The organism is Sorangium sp. So ce124 (assembly GCF_051525235.1).
GTDB classification, from domain to species: domain Bacteria; phylum Myxococcota_A; class Polyangia; order Polyangiales; family Polyangiaceae; genus Sorangium; species Sorangium atrum.
In genome coordinates this window covers 6,543,983-6,560,695 of record NZ_CP150312.1, presented here as the reverse complement: position 1 = coordinate 6,560,695, position 16,713 = coordinate 6,543,983, and the positions used below count along the sequence as shown (strand labels likewise).

General features: G+C 72.8%; 11 protein-coding genes. 3 read left to right on the top strand and 8 right to left on the bottom strand.

Annotation, left to right across the window (positions count from 1 at the left end; all coding sequences use genetic code 11):
- Positions 1 to 21: 21 nt before the first annotated feature.
- Positions 22 to 897 carry an alpha/beta fold hydrolase gene (locus WMF19_RS24475; protein ID WP_437901343.1) on the bottom strand — a complete coding sequence of 292 codons (876 nt, stop codon included), beginning with the start codon at positions 895 to 897 and terminating at the stop codon, positions 22 to 24.
- 693 nt (positions 898 to 1,590) lie between these two features.
- Here WMF19_RS24475 and WMF19_RS24470 point away from each other — a divergent pair.
- Entirely contained in the window at positions 1,591 to 2,796 is a 1,206-nt protein-coding gene (locus WMF19_RS24470; protein WP_437901342.1) for a formin, read from the top strand.
- A 382-nt stretch (positions 2,797 to 3,178) separates the two neighbouring features.
- On the opposite strand, the gene WMF19_RS24465 is transcribed toward WMF19_RS24470, so the two are convergent.
- The 7 genes from WMF19_RS24465 to gatC all read right to left on the bottom strand — a co-directional run bounded on the left by WMF19_RS24465 (position 3,179) and on the right by gatC (position 10,879).
- Entirely contained in the window at positions 3,179 to 4,471 is a 1,293-nt protein-coding gene (locus tag WMF19_RS24465; RefSeq protein ID WP_437901341.1) for a hemolysin family protein, read from the bottom strand.
- A 215-nt stretch (positions 4,472 to 4,686) separates the two neighbouring features.
- Entirely contained in the window at positions 4,687 to 5,874 is a 1,188-nt protein-coding gene (locus WMF19_RS24460) for a tRNA pseudouridine synthase B (protein ID WP_437901340.1), read from the bottom strand.
- Positions 5,871 to 7,127, bottom strand: a complete 1,257-nt coding sequence (locus tag WMF19_RS24455; RefSeq protein WP_437901339.1) for a lysophospholipid acyltransferase family protein — start codon at positions 7,125 to 7,127, stop codon at positions 5,871 to 5,873. Before WMF19_RS24455 ends, WMF19_RS24460 begins: the two co-directional genes overlap by 4 nt.
- A 20-nt stretch (positions 7,128 to 7,147) precedes the next feature.
- On the bottom strand, positions 7,148 to 8,320 hold the full coding sequence (locus WMF19_RS24450) for an NAD-dependent epimerase/dehydratase family protein (RefSeq protein ID WP_437901338.1): 1,173 nt from the start codon (positions 8,318 to 8,320) through the stop codon (positions 7,148 to 7,150).
- A 78-nt stretch (positions 8,321 to 8,398) separates the two neighbouring features.
- Complete coding sequence (locus WMF19_RS24445) at positions 8,399 to 8,995, bottom strand: GNAT family N-acetyltransferase (protein WP_437901337.1); 597 nt, start codon at positions 8,993 to 8,995, stop codon at positions 8,399 to 8,401.
- A gap of 16 nt (positions 8,996 to 9,011) precedes the next feature.
- On the bottom strand, positions 9,012 to 10,562 hold the full coding sequence (gatA, locus tag WMF19_RS24440; RefSeq protein ID WP_437901336.1) for an Asp-tRNA(Asn)/Glu-tRNA(Gln) amidotransferase subunit GatA: 1,551 nt from the start codon (positions 10,560 to 10,562) through the stop codon (positions 9,012 to 9,014).
- Between the two features lie 5 nt (positions 10,563 to 10,567).
- A complete protein-coding gene (gene gatC, locus WMF19_RS24435; RefSeq protein WP_437901335.1) occupies positions 10,568 to 10,879 on the bottom strand; it encodes an Asp-tRNA(Asn)/Glu-tRNA(Gln) amidotransferase subunit GatC in 312 nt (103 codons plus the stop codon).
- Positions 10,880 to 11,039: 160 nt separating this feature from the next.
- On the opposite strand from gatC, the gene WMF19_RS24430 reads away from it, so the two are divergent.
- Entirely contained in the window at positions 11,040 to 13,844 is a 2,805-nt protein-coding gene (locus WMF19_RS24430; RefSeq protein ID WP_437901334.1) for a hypothetical protein, read from the top strand.
- 302 nt (positions 13,845 to 14,146) lie between these two features.
- A complete protein-coding gene (locus WMF19_RS24425; protein WP_437901333.1) occupies positions 14,147 to 16,492 on the top strand; it encodes a PEGA domain-containing protein in 2,346 nt (781 codons plus the stop codon).
- Positions 16,493 to 16,713 lie beyond the last annotated feature (221 nt).

The following is a 16,713-nucleotide window of genomic DNA, read 5'->3' as shown; positions in this document are numbered from 1 at the left end:
CCGGACTTCGGGCGGGCGGCGCTAGAACCCGTGATCGGCGAAGAAGCGCTCGATCCGGAGCGAGACGAGCTCGGGGAACTCGACCGCGGTGGTGTGGGTCCCGCCGCGGACCACGAGGATCTCCGCCATCGGGATGCGGCGTGCCATCGACTGCGCCAGCGCCCGCGGGGTGAACGCGTCGCGGTCGCCGGTGATGAGCAGCGTCGGGACGTCGATCTGCTCGAGCACGTGCTCGGCGTCGTGGGCGTCGAGCGCGCGCAGGTTGCTGAAGAGCGCGTCCGTATCGAGCCGGCCGAACGGCTGCACGAGCTCGGTGAACGCCTCGCTGTCGAGCGTCTTGCCGAGCAGCCCCATTCGCTTCAGCCAGTGCACCGCGTCCGGCGGGGCCATGGCGCTGCCCGTCACCCGGGCCGCCAGCGTGTGAGCGCGCGCCGCGAGCGCCACGAACGGTGGGAACAGCCGTCCGAGCCCAGGCAGCGGCCCCATCGTCCCCAGCGGCCGGCGGTAGGTGCCGTTCAGCAGGACCAGGTTCGCTGCGAACCCCGGGAGCCTGTGGAACGCCTCCAGCGCCACCTGGACGCCCACGCTCCACCCCATCAGCGAGCCGTGCCGGATCCCTTCGACGGCGAGGATCGCCTCCAGGTCGCGGACGTGGTTCGCGACCGCATAGGCCTCCGGAACGTCCGGCGAAGGGCGCTTCGACGCGTACATCCCGCGGTAGTCCCACGTGATGAACCGGTACTGGTCGGAGAGGTACTCGACCTGCGCCCGCCAGGCGAGGTACGGCCCGCCCAGCCCGTTGACCAGGACCACCGTCTTCGCCCCCTCGAACGGCGGCGGCGTCACGCGGTAGGTGATGTCGGTTCCATCGAAGCTCGTGACCCGCCGGGTCTCCATCCGGAGCGACGGCCGGCGCGAGGGCGGTCCCCGCCGGCCCCCGCTGGAGGCAGGAGGGGGCGGCGCCTGCCACCCGCCGCTGGAAGGCGGGGGTGCCGCCTGCCGCCCGTCGCCAAAGGATGCCGCGGGCGGCGCCTGCGGTCTGTTGCCGGTGGATGAAGCTGGCGGCGCCTGCGGTCCGCTGCCGGAAGGAGAGCGGAGCCGCGGCGGCCGACCCCCGCCGAACTTGAACGAGACCATGAGCCCCCTGCTTCCTACCCGGTCCCTTCGCGGAGGGCCAGGTTGCCGGCGGTCGCCTGCGTGATGGGGCAGGATGGGGACCGGGAGCGACGGTACAGACCCGGCGAGGGCGCAGCTGCGGGCCGGCGGGGGCTGCCGTGGGGCCGGGTGGCCCGTGTGGCCTGGCGATCGCCTGTCGAAACACATCCTGCGCTGCGATCGCCATCGCGTTGACATTCCAGGCAGCGCGCCGCTAACGTGCCCGGCGGGTTGTCCGCTCGCCCGGCGCTCCCGTCGTGTTGCTGATCTTTCCCTCCCCGCTCCCATGTCGGTCTGCTGGAGGCCGGCCCGTGTCGTCTTCTGCTGCCGCTCGCACAGCGGCAGCTCCGGTTCGGGCCGTGGTGGGTCGATTCCCTCGGGCGGGCTGGAGTTTTCAGCGCGAAGTGGTGCAGCGATCCCGTCCTCGAGGAGCCGATGGCTGAAGAAAAGAAGAAGAGCAAAATCGATCTGAAGGCTCGGCTTGGCAAAACGGCGATAGGCGGGGCGCCGGGAGCGGCCGTCCCCCTTCCCGTGCCTGGCTCGCAGCCCGGATCGGGGCCGCCTCCCGACATGAACGCGGGCCCGATCGGCGTGCCCTCGCCGCATCCGAGCGCGCGGCCGCCGATGCCCTCCGTGGGGGGCATCGCGCCTCCGCCCGGGATCTCGCCAGGCATCCCGTTGCCTCCGTTCGCGCCGGCGCCGCGTCCTGTGATCCAGACGCCCCCCCCCAAGCCGACGGCGGCCGCGCAGACCATCAAGGTCGAGGTCGGCGAGGAGGTCGAGCAGGAGCGCCGGAAGGCCTCGAAGAAGACGGCGCTCTACGCCGGCCTCGCGGCGGTCGTCGGCATCGCCGTGGGCTTCGCCATCGGCGGCGCGAAGGAGCGCGGCGATCGCGGCAAGCTCGCGGTCGAGGGCGCCGCGGCGCTCGAGAAGGACGTGAAGGCCGCGAACGAGAAGATGGCGGCGCTGAAGGAGAAGCTCGAGGCGGGCCGGACGGCGCTCGAGGGGAAGAAGTTCCCCGCGGAGCTCGTGAACGAGCTGGGCGGCATCAACGTCCCGTTCGATGCCACCAACCTGGAGGGCAAGCAGATCGGCAGCCTCCCGGGGCGGGTGATGCGCCAGCTCCTCACCTACACCACGGCGGTCCAGGATCTGAACAAGACCAAGGACAGCCTCAAGAACGTCCTCTCCGCCGCGCAGGCTCCCGTCGAGAAATCGTGGAAGGAGCAGGAGGAGCCGGTCGTGAACTTCTCGGTGGTCTTCCGCCGGGACGGCGACAAGACGGTGGCCGAGCTCGTTCCCAACAAGGCGCCGTTCCCGTTCGGCAAGGACTGGCCGGCGAAGTACACGGTGAGCCGCCTCGAGCGCACGCAGCAGGGCTTGAAGCCCGCCGAGAAGGAGGCCACCCGCTGGACGAAGGGCGACATCGCCGGCGGCGATCTGCAGGCCCTCCCGGTCGATCCTCAGTCCGTTGCAGGCCTCACGAGCGAGCAGATGGTCTTCAGGCTCGCCAGCGCGATGGCGGACATCCGCAAGACGCTCGACGGCAACAAGGACAACCCCGTCGAAGAGACGCCCGGCCTCATCAAAGAGGGCGACGATCTCGCGAACGAGCTCCACAAAATCTCCCTCGCCCGCTGAGCGGCACGCGCCCGCTGCGGATACGGGCCCATCTCGGCGTTTTCGGTGCTCAGCGCACCGGAGTGCGCTTGCGCGCCGAAAACGCCGATCTGGGCCCGTCTCCTGTGCGGGCGCGCGCTGCTCGGCCGCGGCAGATCTGAAGCAGCGCGCGGCGCGGGAGGTGGCCGTGCGGATGACGGTAGGCCCGGAGCGAGGGGGGGCGTCGCGCGGGACGGCGCGGGGATGGGCCGATGTCTGAGCCCAAATGACCAAGCTCCTCCGGCGAAGCCGGAGGAGCTTGGTCATTTGGGCGAGTTCGGCGGGGCCCCGCGCCGTCCCGCGCGACGCCCCCCCTCGCTCCGGGCCGGGCAGCTCGGCAATACCTCCCGCGCGGCCCGCCGCTTCAGGCGGCGCCGCCGGCGCCCATGGCGCGGGGGCGGACGATCTCGACCTTGCCGATGTGGCGCTCGTCGCTGTCTCGCACGATGAAGCGCAGGCCGAACTTGCTCACGGCCGTGCCCACCTCGGGCACCTTGCCGACGTGCTGCGTGATCATCCCGCCGAGGGAATCGTACTTTCCCTCCCGGTCGAGCTCGGCGCCCAGGTAGGCCGAGAGATCGCTCATCGACACGGCCGCGTCGGCGACCAGGCGGCCGTCGCCCAGATCCTGGATGGCGGCACCGTCGTCCGTCTCGTCGTGCTCGTCCCGGATGTCTCCGACGATCTCCTCGAGCACGTCCTCCAGGGTGACAATCCCCGACATCCCGCCAAACTCGTCGACCACGATCGCGAGGTGCTGTCTCCGGCTCTTCATCTCCCGGAGCAGAGAGGAGAGAGGCTGCGACTCGGCGACGAAATTCGCAGGGCTCCGCGTGATCTCCCGGAGCGTCGTGTTCTTGAGCCGGCGCTCCTCGAGGACCTTGAACAGGTCCTTCGCGTAGAGGAGACCAGCGATGTTGTCGGTCTGATCCTTGTAGACCGGATACCGCGAGTGCCCGCTCTCGGTGACGATCTCCAGCACCTTCTCCAGCGGAGTGGAGATCTCGATGGCCTCGACCTTGGATCGCGGCACCATCACGTCCCGCGCCGTGAGATCGGCGAACTCGAGCACATTCCGGATCATCTCCGCCGGCTCCCGCCCGAAGAGACCAGAGCGCTCGACCTCATCGACGAGGATCTCGACCTCCGCCTCGGCAACCCTCGGGTCCGACGGCTGCTCACCATCCCGCGGCCCCAGCCTGGAGCCGATCCAGCCGAGCGGTATGGCGAGCGGCAGCATGGCGATTTCGAGAGGGCGCAAGAAGCGGACCGCCATCGATGCGGCCCGATCGGCGTGCTTGCGGCCCAGCGTGGAGCTGACCTCGTAAAGGGCTCCGCTGACGACGATGGTGGTCGCCAGCCCGAGATAGAGCGCCGCGCCAGGGACAACCCGCCGGAAGAAGAGGTCGAAGCAGGCGGCCGTCAGGCTGGTCGATACGACCCAGCCGAGCAGGTAGCGGGAACGGAGCTTGGCGTCTTCTCGACGAATCCGCTCGTAGGCGGACTTCGTGGGGCCCGTCGCCTGCTCAATCAGGGCGCCGAGCCTCGTCGCGCTCAACGTCGTCAGTGCGGTGTCGGCACCGACGAACAGCGAGCCAAGTACAGCGGAGAGAACTGCAGCGCCGAGCGCTGGCAATGGAACGAAATCGGGACTCAAACAGAGGCTCCTAACGGACGAATCGTAACGGAACAGGCGAGGGGAGCGCAACCGGACCGGGACGCGAAATCTCAGGAGATGACGGAACCACGCGTTCTTGCCGCTCTCGCCCGAAGGCGGACTCCCCAGCTCGACCGATCCTGCCGAGCGCTTCCAGTGACATGCGCCGTAGATCTGCCGAAGTCCAGGGAATTGCCGTGTCCTGTGGGTTTCTCTTATCTAGCAGCATTCCCACGCATGTCTGGCGCTCCAGAAAAGCCGCGCAGGACGGAAAATCGAGTCGGTGATGGCGCTGGAAGGCCATCAGCGGCGTTCTCATCGGCGACCTCGGCAGCGCCGAGCGCCACGACAACTCCGTCCGGATCGAGCCATACGGCGGCGCCAGAGTGCGCAGGAGCTAGCGAGAAGTCGGATTCCGTGAGCGCTTGTCCCATGCGCGCGCGCCGGGCGCCGTTCTCGGTCAGGCGGGCGACCGGGAGGCTCGTGGCGGCTGCGTCGGCGAGCGGGCGCAGCGACGCGCGCAGCGCCTCGGCGCCGGCATCGAGGGACACGGCCTGCTCCACGGTGAAGCTGCCGCTCGCCGTGCGGCGGAGCGCGGACAGGTGCGCGGGGACGTCGAGGTGTGCGCCCAGATCGCGCGCCAGCGAGCGCACGTAATAGCCCTTGCTCACCCCGAGCTCGAGATCGAGGGTGGCGGACGCAGCGCCCGCGGCCGGCGCAGCATCCGCGGCCGGCGCGGCGCCCGCGGCCGGCGCGCCGGGCCCGCCGCGCGAGGCGCCGGTCACCTCGAGCGACCGGACCTCGACGGCCCGCTCCGCCAGGTCCACCGCCTGTCCGGCGCGCGCCAGGGCGTAGCTGCGCTGCCCGGCGACCTTGATGGCCGAGTAGGCCGGCGGCGCCTGCTCCCGCCGCGCCCGCTCCGCGTCGACCGCGGCGGCGATGCGCGGCGCCGCGCGCGCGAGCGCCTCACCGCCGGGAGGCCCGCCGGCCCCCGCAAGGGCGCCGAGCTCCGCGTCGAGCCACGGCGGCAGGGGCTGCGCCGCGGTGATCTCCCCCTCCGCGTCGAGGGTGTCCGTCCCCACGCCGAGGACGACGCGCGCCCTGTAGCGCTTGTCCTGCGCGGTCAGGTACGGGGCGAGCTTGGTGGCCTCGCCGACGAGCACCACGAGGACGCCGGACGCCATCGGATCGAGCGTCCCCGCGTGCCCGATGCGCTTCACGCCGAAGGCGCGGCGCAGGCGGGCCACGACGTCGTGGCTCGTCGGCCCGCGCGGCTTGTCGATCACCAGCACCCCCTCCGGCCGCGCGCCCCTGCTCATCGCTCGCTCGGGCTCGGCGGGCGGATCCCCTTCGGTCGTGTTCTCGGGCATGGGGGGAGGATTCGCCTCGGCAGATCGCTTCATCCGAACCAGATCGACTTCCGGGTGGCCAGGGTCTCGTCGATGAGCCCCTGGATCGTGGCGCGCACGCGCTCCGCGAGGCGCCGCACAAGGATCTGATCGTCCGCCGCCTCCGGGCCGTACGCGTCGAACCGCACGGGATCGGCCAGGCGGATCTTCCACTTGGTGGGCGCCGGCACGAGGCCCAGCGGCCCGAGCGCAGGGAACGTCGGGGTGATGGGCAGGTACGGGATGCCGAGCGCGCGCGTGAGGTGCTCGACCCGATAGAACAGCGGGTTCGTCTCCTCGGCCCCCACGATGGCGCACGGGATGAGCGGGGTGCGCGTGCGCAGGCAGAGCCGGATGAAGCCGCCGCGACCGAACCGCTGGAGCTGGTACCGCTCCTTGTAGAGCTTCCCGCTGCCCTTGACGCCCTCCGGGAAGACAGCGATGAGCCGCTCGCCCGCGAGCAGCCGCTCGGCGTTCTCCTGGCAGGCCCGCACGGCCCCGAGCCGGTTCATGATCGTGCCGGCGAACGGCAGGTAGTACACGAAATCGTCGGCCAGCCAGCGGAGCTCCCGCCGCGCCGGGTGCTCCCGCCGCACCGCGGCCCGCAGCATGAGCCCGTCATAGGGGATGGGCCCGCCCGAGTGGTTGGACACGACGAGGCACCGCCCCTCGGCGGGGATGCGCTCGATGCCCTCGAGCTCGATCCTGAAGTAGTACCTGTGCAGGAAGTCGAAGAGCGACCTGTACCGGGCCTCGTACTTGGGATCGAAGCCGAACTCGTCGACCTCCTCCGAGCGGCGGCGCAGGCCGGCGCGGCCCCACTGCCGCAGGTAGAAATCGGTCGACAGGACGTCGCGCGCCGTCCCGGGCTCGGAGAGCGGCGGCTCGCTGGCGAAGCCGGCCGACGCCGCGGGCGCTCCGCCCTGGCGCGGGCTCCGCTCGGTCTCGGGCTCACCTCCCGCCGCGCAGCTCGCGTCGGGCGACGGGCCCCCGGCGAGCATCCGCTTGAGCCGCGCCTCGAGCTCCCTGATCTGGCGCTGGAGCTCCTCGGTCGTCACCGGCACGACCGGGGCGTGCCCCTCGGACGACTGCGTCTTCCGCCCGTCCGAGGGCTCCGTCGGGCCGATCGGCGCCAGGTACCGGGCCTCGTCGTCCTCGATGTCGGCGCTCGGCACGACCTGCCTGGGCCCCGTCCTGTCGGGGCGCCCGCGCGTCGACGGCGATCCGTTCCCTGCTTCCTCGAGCTCTCGATCGTGCTCCGTGCCCATCGCTCACCCCCCGAACCGCATCACGCAGGCGTCTCTTGCAGGAGGCGCACGTCCCGCAGCCGCTGCGCGCTTGTGTAATCGAGCAACGCCTCGCGCGTCGTGTAGACCGGCCGGAACCCCATGACCTGCGCCGCCTTCTCGCCGTCCGCCACGCAGAGATAGCGCAGGTACCGCAGGAAGCCGGGCGGGGCGATCGCCGCGTGCGCCGCCCAGAGCGCGGAGACGAGCGGCCCGGCGGCGCTGTGCAGCACGGGGACCGCCGTCCGGCCCGCGAGGCGCACGATCGTGGACAGCGGCAGCACGCCGTCGCCCACGATGTTGAAGGTCCCGGGAAAATCGCTGTCGATGGCCAGCTTGAAGGCGGCGATGGCGTCGACCTCGTGGACGAACTGCCACAGCGGATCGAAGCCGAGCATCGTCATGACCAGGCGCCGCGCCAGGAACCGGGTGACGTAGTTCTGGACCGTCGGGCCGAGGATCGGCGCGGTCCGCAGGATGGTGACCGTCGTGCCCTTGGCCTTCGCGCCGAAGGCGTTGAGCTCCCGCTCGGCGGCCATCTTGTCCGCGAAGAAGCGCTCGTCCGGGTCCGCCCGGAGCGGGTGCTTCTCCGTGAGGAAATTGGGGTTGGTCGGGTGCGCGCCGTAGAGGATCGTCTGGCTCCAGAGGATCAGCTTGCGCAGGCTCGCCTGGCGCGCCCCGTGGAGCAGGTGCATCGTGCCGACCGACTCGAGCTCGTGGGCCCAGGCCGTCGCCGGCGTGGGCGACGACAGGAAGCAGAGGTGGACGAGCGTGTCCACCTGCTCGGCCGCGAGCACCTCGGCGACGCGCTCCTCCGACGCGGGCTCCGTCAGGTCGACCGTGTGCATGCGCAGCTTGGAGCCGCCCGTGTCCGGCCGCTTGATGTCGATGGCCACCACGCGCGCGATGCGCGGGTCCTCCTCGAGGATCCCGATCAGGTTGCGCCCGAGGAAGGAGGCGGCGCCGGTGAGCGCGATGACCCGGCCCCTCGGGCTGGACGGCGCGCGCCGGCTGGTCGGCGAGGACTCAGCCGCTGCGGACGCCGGGGGCTCGCTCCCGCCGGTCGTGGCCGCGCCTGCGGAGGAGGCAGGCTCCGCGTGATCTGCGCCGGCGGCGGAGCTCCGCTCGGCGGCGTCGTGGGCCGCGGCTTCAGGGTGCTCGGACGTGGGAGCCATGCGCGGGGCGCGACACTACCTGGTCGGCCGGCGCGCGCAAGCGAAGCGCGACCCTGGCCGGGGCCCGCCGCGGCGCTGTCACAACACCCGGCGCAGGACCGGATACGGCTCGAACGTGTGCACCTCGGCGAATCCGTTCCGCGTGAACGCGGAGACAGGGCCGGTCCACAGCTCCTCGTCGCTCACCGGCTCCTTCGGGCGGCGGGGCAGGGCCTCGAGGGCGCGCGCGCCCCAGGCGGGCGCGAGCTCCACCGCGCCCGCGACGAGCGCGGTCGCGACGCCTCGCCGCCGGTGGTCCGGGTGCACGACGGCGCAGCCGATCAGGAAGACGCCGGCGCGATCGCCCGCGAAGCACGGGAGCCCGCGGTACAGGCGGCGCTCGTACGCCTTCGCCACGGCCGCCGCGGGCGCGACCTTGAGCCACCCGACGACGTGCGGCGCCTCCGGCGCGAGCGCCACGACGCCGCGCGCCTCGTCGCTGCCCGAGGCGAGCGCCTCGGCGAACTCCCGGCGGTTCTCGCCCTGGCCGTCCGAGCACCGCGCGAGCCACTCGTTGTTGGTGCCGCCGAAGTGGTAGTACCGGCAGTAGCAGGGCGTGCCGGCGGCCTCGAAGAGCGCCTCGAGCCCCGGGAGGTGCTCGGGGCCGGCCGCCGCCACGGTGATCGCGGAGCTCATCGGCGCGCCCCGCTCGTCACGCGTTCGACACGCACGCGCGCAGCCCGCGCACCGGGGAGATCTGCTCCCACGCGTAGGCCGCCTGGCAGAGCCGCGCCTCCTCCAGCGCGGGGCCGATGAGCTGCAGGCCGACGGGCAGCGGAGGCCCGCCGTCCGGCGCCTGCGCGGTCGCGCACGGGACGCTGATCGCGGGCAGCCCCGCCATGCTGGCGGGCAGCGTGTAGATGTCGGCCAGGTACATCGACAGCGGATCGTCCACCCGCTCCCCCAGCCGGAACGCGACCGTGGGCGAGACCGGCGCCGCGATGAGATCGACCTCGCGGAAGGCCTCGTCGAAATCGCGCCGGATCAGCGTCCTGACCTTCTGCGCGCGCAGGTAATACGCGTCGTAGTAGCCCGCGGACAGCACGTACGTGCCGAGCAGGATCCGGCGCTTCACCTCCCGGCCGAACCCCTCGCCGCGCGTCCGGCCGTAGAGGCCCTGGAGGTCCGCCTTCCCCCCGCGGTCGCCCTCCACGCGCAGCCCGAAGCGCACGCCGTCGAAGCGCGCCAGGTTGGACGACGCCTCGGCCGTCGCGACGATGTAGTAGGCCGCCACGGCGTACCGCGTGTGCGGCAGGTGCACGGGCTTGATCTCGCAGCCGAGCCCGCGCAGGCCCTCGATGGCCTCCCGCACCTTCGCCTCGACCCGCGCGTCGATGCCCTTCGCGAAGTACTCCTCGGGCACCCCGATGCGCAGCCCCGCGACGTCGCGGCCGCACGCGGCCTCGTACGCCCCCACCGGGGCGTCGAGGCTCGTCGCGTCGCGCGGATCGCGGCCCGAGATCACCTCGAGCAGGCGCGCCGCGCCCTTCACGTCCTGCGCGAACGGCCCGATCTGGTCGAGGCTCGAGGCGAACGCGATGAGGCCGTAACGGGAGACGCGGCCGTACGTCGGCTTGATGCCGACGACGCCGGTGAGGCTCGCCGGCTGGCGGATGGATCCCCCTGTGTCGGACCCGAGCGAGCCGGGCGTCATCCCCGCCGCCACCGCGACCGCGCTGCCGCCGGACGAGCCGCCGGGGATGCGCGACGGGTCCCACGGGTTCTTCACCGGCCCGAAGGCGCTGTTCTCGTTCGACGAGCCCATCGCGAACTCGTCCATGTTGCACTTGCCCGGCAGGATCGCGCCGGCCTCGCGCAGGCGGGCGACGACCGTCGCGTCGAACTGCGGGCGGAACCCGCGCGCCGGGTCGGGCGCCTTGGACGCGCCGTCCCCGCCCGCTGCCCGCGTGAGGATCTTCGAGCCGGCGGTCGTCGGCGTGCCCTCGGTGCAGAGCGCGTCCTTGAGCCCGATCGGCACGCCGGCGAGCGGGCCGAGCGCCTCTCCGCGCGCGCGCCGCGCGTCGAGCGCGCGCGCCGCCGCGACGGCCTGCTCCCCCTGCACGGTGAGGAAGGCGCCCAGCGCGCCGTCGCGCTGCTCGATGCGCGAGAGCGCGGCCCTGGCCACCTCCTCGGCGCTCACCTCGCCGCGCTGCACGAGCGCCGCGAGCTCCGGGATGGATCGATCGAGGATCGCTGTGTCCATCGGCGTCACCCCTCGTCCACGAACGCCGGAACGGCGAACCCGTCGTCCTCGACCCGCGGCGCCTCCCGCAGGGCCACCTCGCGCGGCAGGCTCGGCGCCTCCTCGTCGGCGCGGAGCGGCAGCCGCTCGATCTGCACGTGCGCCGTCGGCGGCACCGCCGAGACGTCGAGCTCCTCGAGCTGCCGGACATAGCTGAGGATGTTGCCGAGATCACCTGTGAGGCGCTCGATCTCCTCGGCGGAGAGGTCGAGGTGGGCGAGGCGCGCTATCGTCAGCGCCTCGTCGCGGTGGAGAGGGGGCGAGTCAGCGTTCGACATGGGCGCGCCCGATGTAGCACCGCCGGTTCGGCGGACGCTAGCGCCGCGCGCCCCCGAACCTGGCCGCGGTACAAAAACGGTGATAACGGCTGCCGCGCGCGCGTCCGGTCGTTCTCGGCCGCCCGGGCAAGAGCCCCGCCCCTCCGCGCGTTGTTCGCGAATGCAGTCCCCGAAAACGCCCTTCCTGAGCCGCGAGCGCATCGGCATCCTCGTCCTGTGCGCGTCCGCGGCCGTGGCGATGTCGTCCGCCGTCGGCCGAGGCGCCCGCGACCGCTCGACCGCGCTCGCCGCGGAGCTCGCGGAGCGGGGCGTCGCCGCGGCGGCGGGCGACGTGGTGTGGGTGGATCCGCCGCGCGGCGGCCTCCACCCGTTCGGCGTCGACGCGCGCGCGGTCGCGCGCGGCGTGCGCGCCGGCGGCGAGCGCGGGGAGCCCACCGACCTGTACCTCGTCGACGCGAGGCTCTCGCCGGAGGGTGTCCTGCTCGACGTCTCGGCGATCCACAACCTCACCGAGACGAGCGGCGCGGACGAGTCGAAGCCCGTGCTCCGCGGCGAGGCCCTCGCCTACGTCTCGCGCCCGCTGATCGAGGCCGCGTCGCCCACGGTGCACGTGCTCGATCTGGACGGGCAAGAGCTCTCGGGCGGCGCGGACTGGTCCCTCGTCGAGCGGCTCCAGCAGGCTGTCACGAGCTGGCAGGCGACAGGCCGGCTGCGCGGGATCGGCCGGCGGACCTTCGTGATCGACGTCGCCGAGGAGCCGCGCCCCGAGGAGCCGGGCGCCGAAGAGCCGCGCGCCGAGGAGCCGCGCGCGGAGGAGCCGCGGAGCCGCCGCGGCCCGGACGCGGGGGACGTCGCCGTCGCCCTGGAGGACGACAGCGCGGTCGTCGTCCGCGCGGGCGGCCGCGAGGCGCGCCTGCCGGTGCGCGGCGCGGACGACGCGGCGCTGCCCGCCTGGATCCGCGCCGAGGCGTCCGAGGTCGCGCGGCCGGGGAACCTCGTCACCTGGGCGGTCGACCGGGTGCGCCTCGTGATCGGCGACGCCGCGATGCAGACGGTCAAGGCCGTGGCGTTCACGGCGCTCGATTTCGTCCTCCGCAACAAGGAGGCGGTGACGGGCGACACCGGCGCGGAGGACATCGCCTCGGACCTCGGCCAGAGCGAGCTGGATCCGCCTGTCCGCCAGATCCCGATCGATCCCGAGATCGGCTGGCCGCCGGCGCCGCTCGAGCCCTGGGTGACGCCGCCGCTGCCGGGCGAGGGGCAGTGGAACCCGCAGGGCGGCGACGCCTTCGTGCGCCAGCTCGACGGGCTCCCGCCGGCGTTCATGACCACGTTCCTCCGGACGGATCGCTCGCGCAAGGCGACGCGCGTCTACATCGCGCTCTGGGACCCGCGCCAGGTGGAGCTCCACATGATGGCGGGCACGGTGGAGCCCAAGGGCGCGACGGGCGAGGCCGGGCCGGGGCTCATCCCGCGCACGCCCGAGGTCATGAAGCGCGTGGTCGCCGCGTCGAACGCCGGCTTCCAGGCGATGCACGGCGAGTTCGGCATGATGGCCGACGGGGTGATGTACCTGCCGCCGAAGCCCTACGCCGCGACGGTGGCCGTCCGGCGCGACGGCAGCACCGTCTTCGGGAGCTGGTCGGAGGACGAGACCGTCCCCGAATGGATGCTGTCGTTCCGCCAGAACATGACGGTCATGGTCGAGGACGAGAAATTCAATCCCTTCGGCCGGACGTGGTGGGGCGGCACGCCGCCCGGGTGGGCCGACAAGACGCACACGGTCAGGACCGGCATCTGCCTGACCCGCGAGCGCTTCGTCGCCTATTTCTACGGCGCCGACGTCAGCCCCGAGGCCCTGGCCCAGGCGATGATCCAGGCCCGTTGCTCCTACGGGATCGCGCTCGACATGAACGCTGGCCACAGCGGGCTCGAGTTCTATCGTGTGGCGCCGAACGGCGAGCTGCCGCCGCTCGGGCGCCCTCTCCAGGGGGAATGGGAGACCGAGGGCGACGTCTCGGGGCTCTCGGGTTACCGGTTCCGCGGCCGCCGGCTCATCCGCGGCATGGGCCTGATGAACTTTCCCCGCTATATCCGGCGGGAGGCGCGCGACTTCTTCTACATGACCCTGCGCCACCTGTTGCCGGGGCCGCCCTTGGCACCCCGCGCGACACCGGCCGTGGCGGGGGAGGGCGCCTGGCGCACCCAGGGGCTCCCGCAGCACGGCTTCCCCTACGCGCTCGCGCTCACCGAGATCCGCCCCGATCCCGCGCGGCCCGACGTCCGGTTGCGGGTGCTCAAGGTGGATCCGCGGACCGTCACGGCCGCGCCGGTGGGCGAGCCCGGGGCGCCCGCGCCGGCCGGGGCGGGCGCGACCGTGGCGGTCTTCAGCGACGGCGCCGCGACGCACGGCGCGGGGCAGGGCGAGGGATCGAGCATCTGGCACTCGGCCGGGTCCTTCTCCGCCTCGCCGACAGCCCCGGTGCGCGGCGCGGTCCGGGTCGCGACGGGGGCGCTCGGCAGCGCGAGGGCCGTGGCCGCGCTGGGCGTCAACGACGAGGACGGGATGCTGATCTACGTCGAGCGGGCCGCGGCCGGGCCGTCCAGCGCGCCGGACGCCGCGTTGGCGCCGGACGCATCGGCGCCGCCCCCGGCGCTCGTCGACCCACGCGACGCCAAGCTGCTCCAGGATTTCCTGGCGGGGCTCGGCTGCTCCTCGCGCATCTACCTTCCCCGGCCGCTCTCGGTGGCCCTCGGCGGCGATACCGATCTCTCCGGCGCCGCCGTCCACCCGCCGTCAGGCCCGCGCGCCGTCCGGCTCACGCGCGCCGAGGCGCCTGGCGCTGGCCGGATGTTCGAATCCACACCGATCGTTCCGCACAGCGTCTGGTACCCGCTGCAGCAGAAGCGCGTGCGGTACTTCAAAAAGCCGAAGAAAGAGGAAACGCCAGACGGCGATCACTGAGCGTGGCGGCGCCCCGGCCCTTCCCTGACGTGCAGTAGGCGCTTGTGCGCTGACGGCCCGACGGACTAATACACGGCGGTCGGTGCATCGATTGCGATCCTTCGGAGCTTGCGACATCTCGGCGCGGATCTGCGTGGGCTCGCCGGGCGGGGGCGCGCGCGCGATTCGCGGGTGGTGGATCGCGCGCAGCGTCGCATTGCGGCGCGCAGCGGACGTCGCGCGCCGCATCGCCGGCGGTGGAGCGCTGGATCCGCGCGAGATCGCGGCGCGCGCGGCGCCTCGCAGCCGCCGAGCTCCTCCCGATGGCGCTCGCGAAGTCACCGGACCGGCGGTACGCTGCAGCGGATCAGGCGATTGCAGCGCGCTCCGAGCTCGCCCGCGACGAGCGCTTGTACATCGGGTTCACGCTCGTCGCGCGGAGCAGGCGCGATCGTTTCCGGGACGCCGTGGCGAACGGCGCCGCATATCCTGAGGAGTTCTCGAACATGGCGGACAACAAGGGCGGCAGCGATCTGGACGTATTCGAGGGGCTCGCGAAGAAGAAGTCGCCCGCCACGAGCCCCGCCCTCGTGCCTCCCTCGCCGCCTGCGCGGTCGCGCACCCTCGTCGGCGCGGCGGTGCCGCCGCCTCCGAACCATGCGGCCACGCTCCCGAGCGGCGTGCCGTCTCCGCTTCCTCCGCCCGTGACGCAGAAGGGGGCCGGCCCGTCGTCGCTCCCGCCGCCCGTGCCGTCGAAGGGGTCGCTCCCGCCGCCCGTGCCGCCGAAGGGGACCGGTCCGGCGTCGCTCCCTCCGCCCCTGTCGGCGAAGGGGGCCGGTCCGGCGTCGCTCCCGCCGGCGTCGCTCCCGCCGCCGTCGCTCCCGCCGCCGGCCGTGACGCAGAAGGGGGCCGGTCCGGCGTCGCTTCCGCCGCCCGTGACGACGAAGGGGACGAGCCCGGGGTCGCTTCCGCCGCCGATGCCTCCGTCGGTCAAGACGGGCTCCCTGCCGCCCGTGGTGGCGCCTCGGTCGCGCCAGCCGTCCCTGCCCGCGATCAGCGCCCCGGCCCTGCCGTCGAAGAGCCCGCTGCCGCCGGCGCCCGTCAGCGGGGCTCCGAGCTCGCTGCCTCCGGTGGTCCCTCCGCCCGTGCGCCTTCCGTCGGTGAAGCCGCCGCAGAAGGCGGGTGACGACGCGAAGCCTCGCTCGGCCAAGGGCACCGCGGTCGACATGAACTGGGACGACGACGAGGAGTCGACCCACGTCTACGACAAGCAGGGGAACGACTACAATCATGGGCGCTCGAGCGCGCTGCCCGCGGCGGGCTCACCGTCGATCCCGAAGGCGGCCGCGGCGCTGGTCGCGAGCTCCGGCGGCGCGGCGTCGGCCTCGCGGGTGCGCACCCCCGTCCCGGCGCCGCCGCCGATCCCGAGCGCCCCGCCCGCGCCGGCGATGCCGCCGGACCTCGGGCTCCGCGCGCTGTCGCGCAAGGACGAGCCGACGGAGATCCGCCCGCGCCACGTGGTGCAGCAGGGCGCCGGCAAGGCGGGCGTGCTCCTCGGCGGGCTCGCGCTTGTCGCCGTGCTCATCCTGGCGGTGGTCCTGCTGGTGCCGAAGAAGGGCGCGCTCACGATCGACCTGAAGACCCCGGGCGGCAGCTCCGTCGACCGGGCCGAGATCTTCCTCGACGGCCAGAAGCGCTGCGACACCGTGCCGTGCGTCGTGCGCGATCTCGAGCCCGGCTCGAAGGTGGTCAAGATCCTCGCCCCCGACTTCCCGCCGCGCGACGCCGTCGAGATCGTCGAGGGCGGCAAGGAGAAGGTCGTCGTGATCACGCTCGACGCGGCCAGCGCGGAGCGGTCGTCCACCAGCGCGTCGACAACGACCGGCGTGAAGGCGTCGGGCGCGCCCGGCGTGAAGGTCTCCATCGACGGCGAGGAGAAGGGCGCGCTGCCCGTCGAGGTCAGCGTCCCGCCGGGAGAGCACAAGATCCGCTTCGACGGCGGCGAGCGCTTCGAGCCCCTGGAGCAGACGGTGGACGTCGGCCAGGGTCAGATGAAGGACCTCGGCGCGGTCGCGCTCAAGGTGCTGAAGGGGCAGGTGACGCTGGAGCTCGCCACGTCGGGCGCCTCGGTCAAGCTGGTGAGCGCCAAGGGCACGGAGAAGAAGCTGCCCGATTCGGCCTGGAAGAAGCCGCCGGTCAAGGTGGATGTCGCCGCGTCCGAGCGCTGGAAGATCGTGGCGACGAAGAAGGGATACAACGACTTCTCTCAGCCGATCTCGTTCGAGGACGGGCAGGCCGAGAAGACGATCCGGATCGCGCTCGACGAGGCGCGCAAGTCCGAGCCGGCCGCCGCCTCGCCTGCGCCCGCGCCTGCACCGGAGCCGGCCGCGCCGAAGTCGGAGGCCGTGGCCGCGCCGAAGGCGGAAGCGCCGGCGGAAGCGCCGGAGCCCGCGGCTGCTGCCGGCGGTGCGACGCTGAACATCAACTCCATCCCGGTCTCGAAGGTGGTCCTCGACGGGCGGCCGCTGGGGAGCACGCCCAAGGTGGGCGTCAGCGTCCCTGCGGGGTCGCACACGGTGATGTTCATCCATCCGGATCTCGGGAAGAAGTCGGTCACCGTCACGCTGAAGGCAGGGGAGACGAAGACCGCGGCCGTCAAGTTCGAATGAACATCCAGCCACCAGGGACGCCTGGAGAGCCACCAGGGACGCCTGGAGAGCCGCCAAGTACCGCTGGAGGGTCGCCAGGGACGCCTGGAGAGCCGCCAAGTACCGCTGGAGGGTCGCCAAGGACGCCGGGAGAGCTGGCGGGACGCTCCGGAAGACCGCCAGGAGCGCCCAGGAAGGCGGCCAGGGACACCCAGGAAGGCCACAGGGGGCGTCAAGACAAG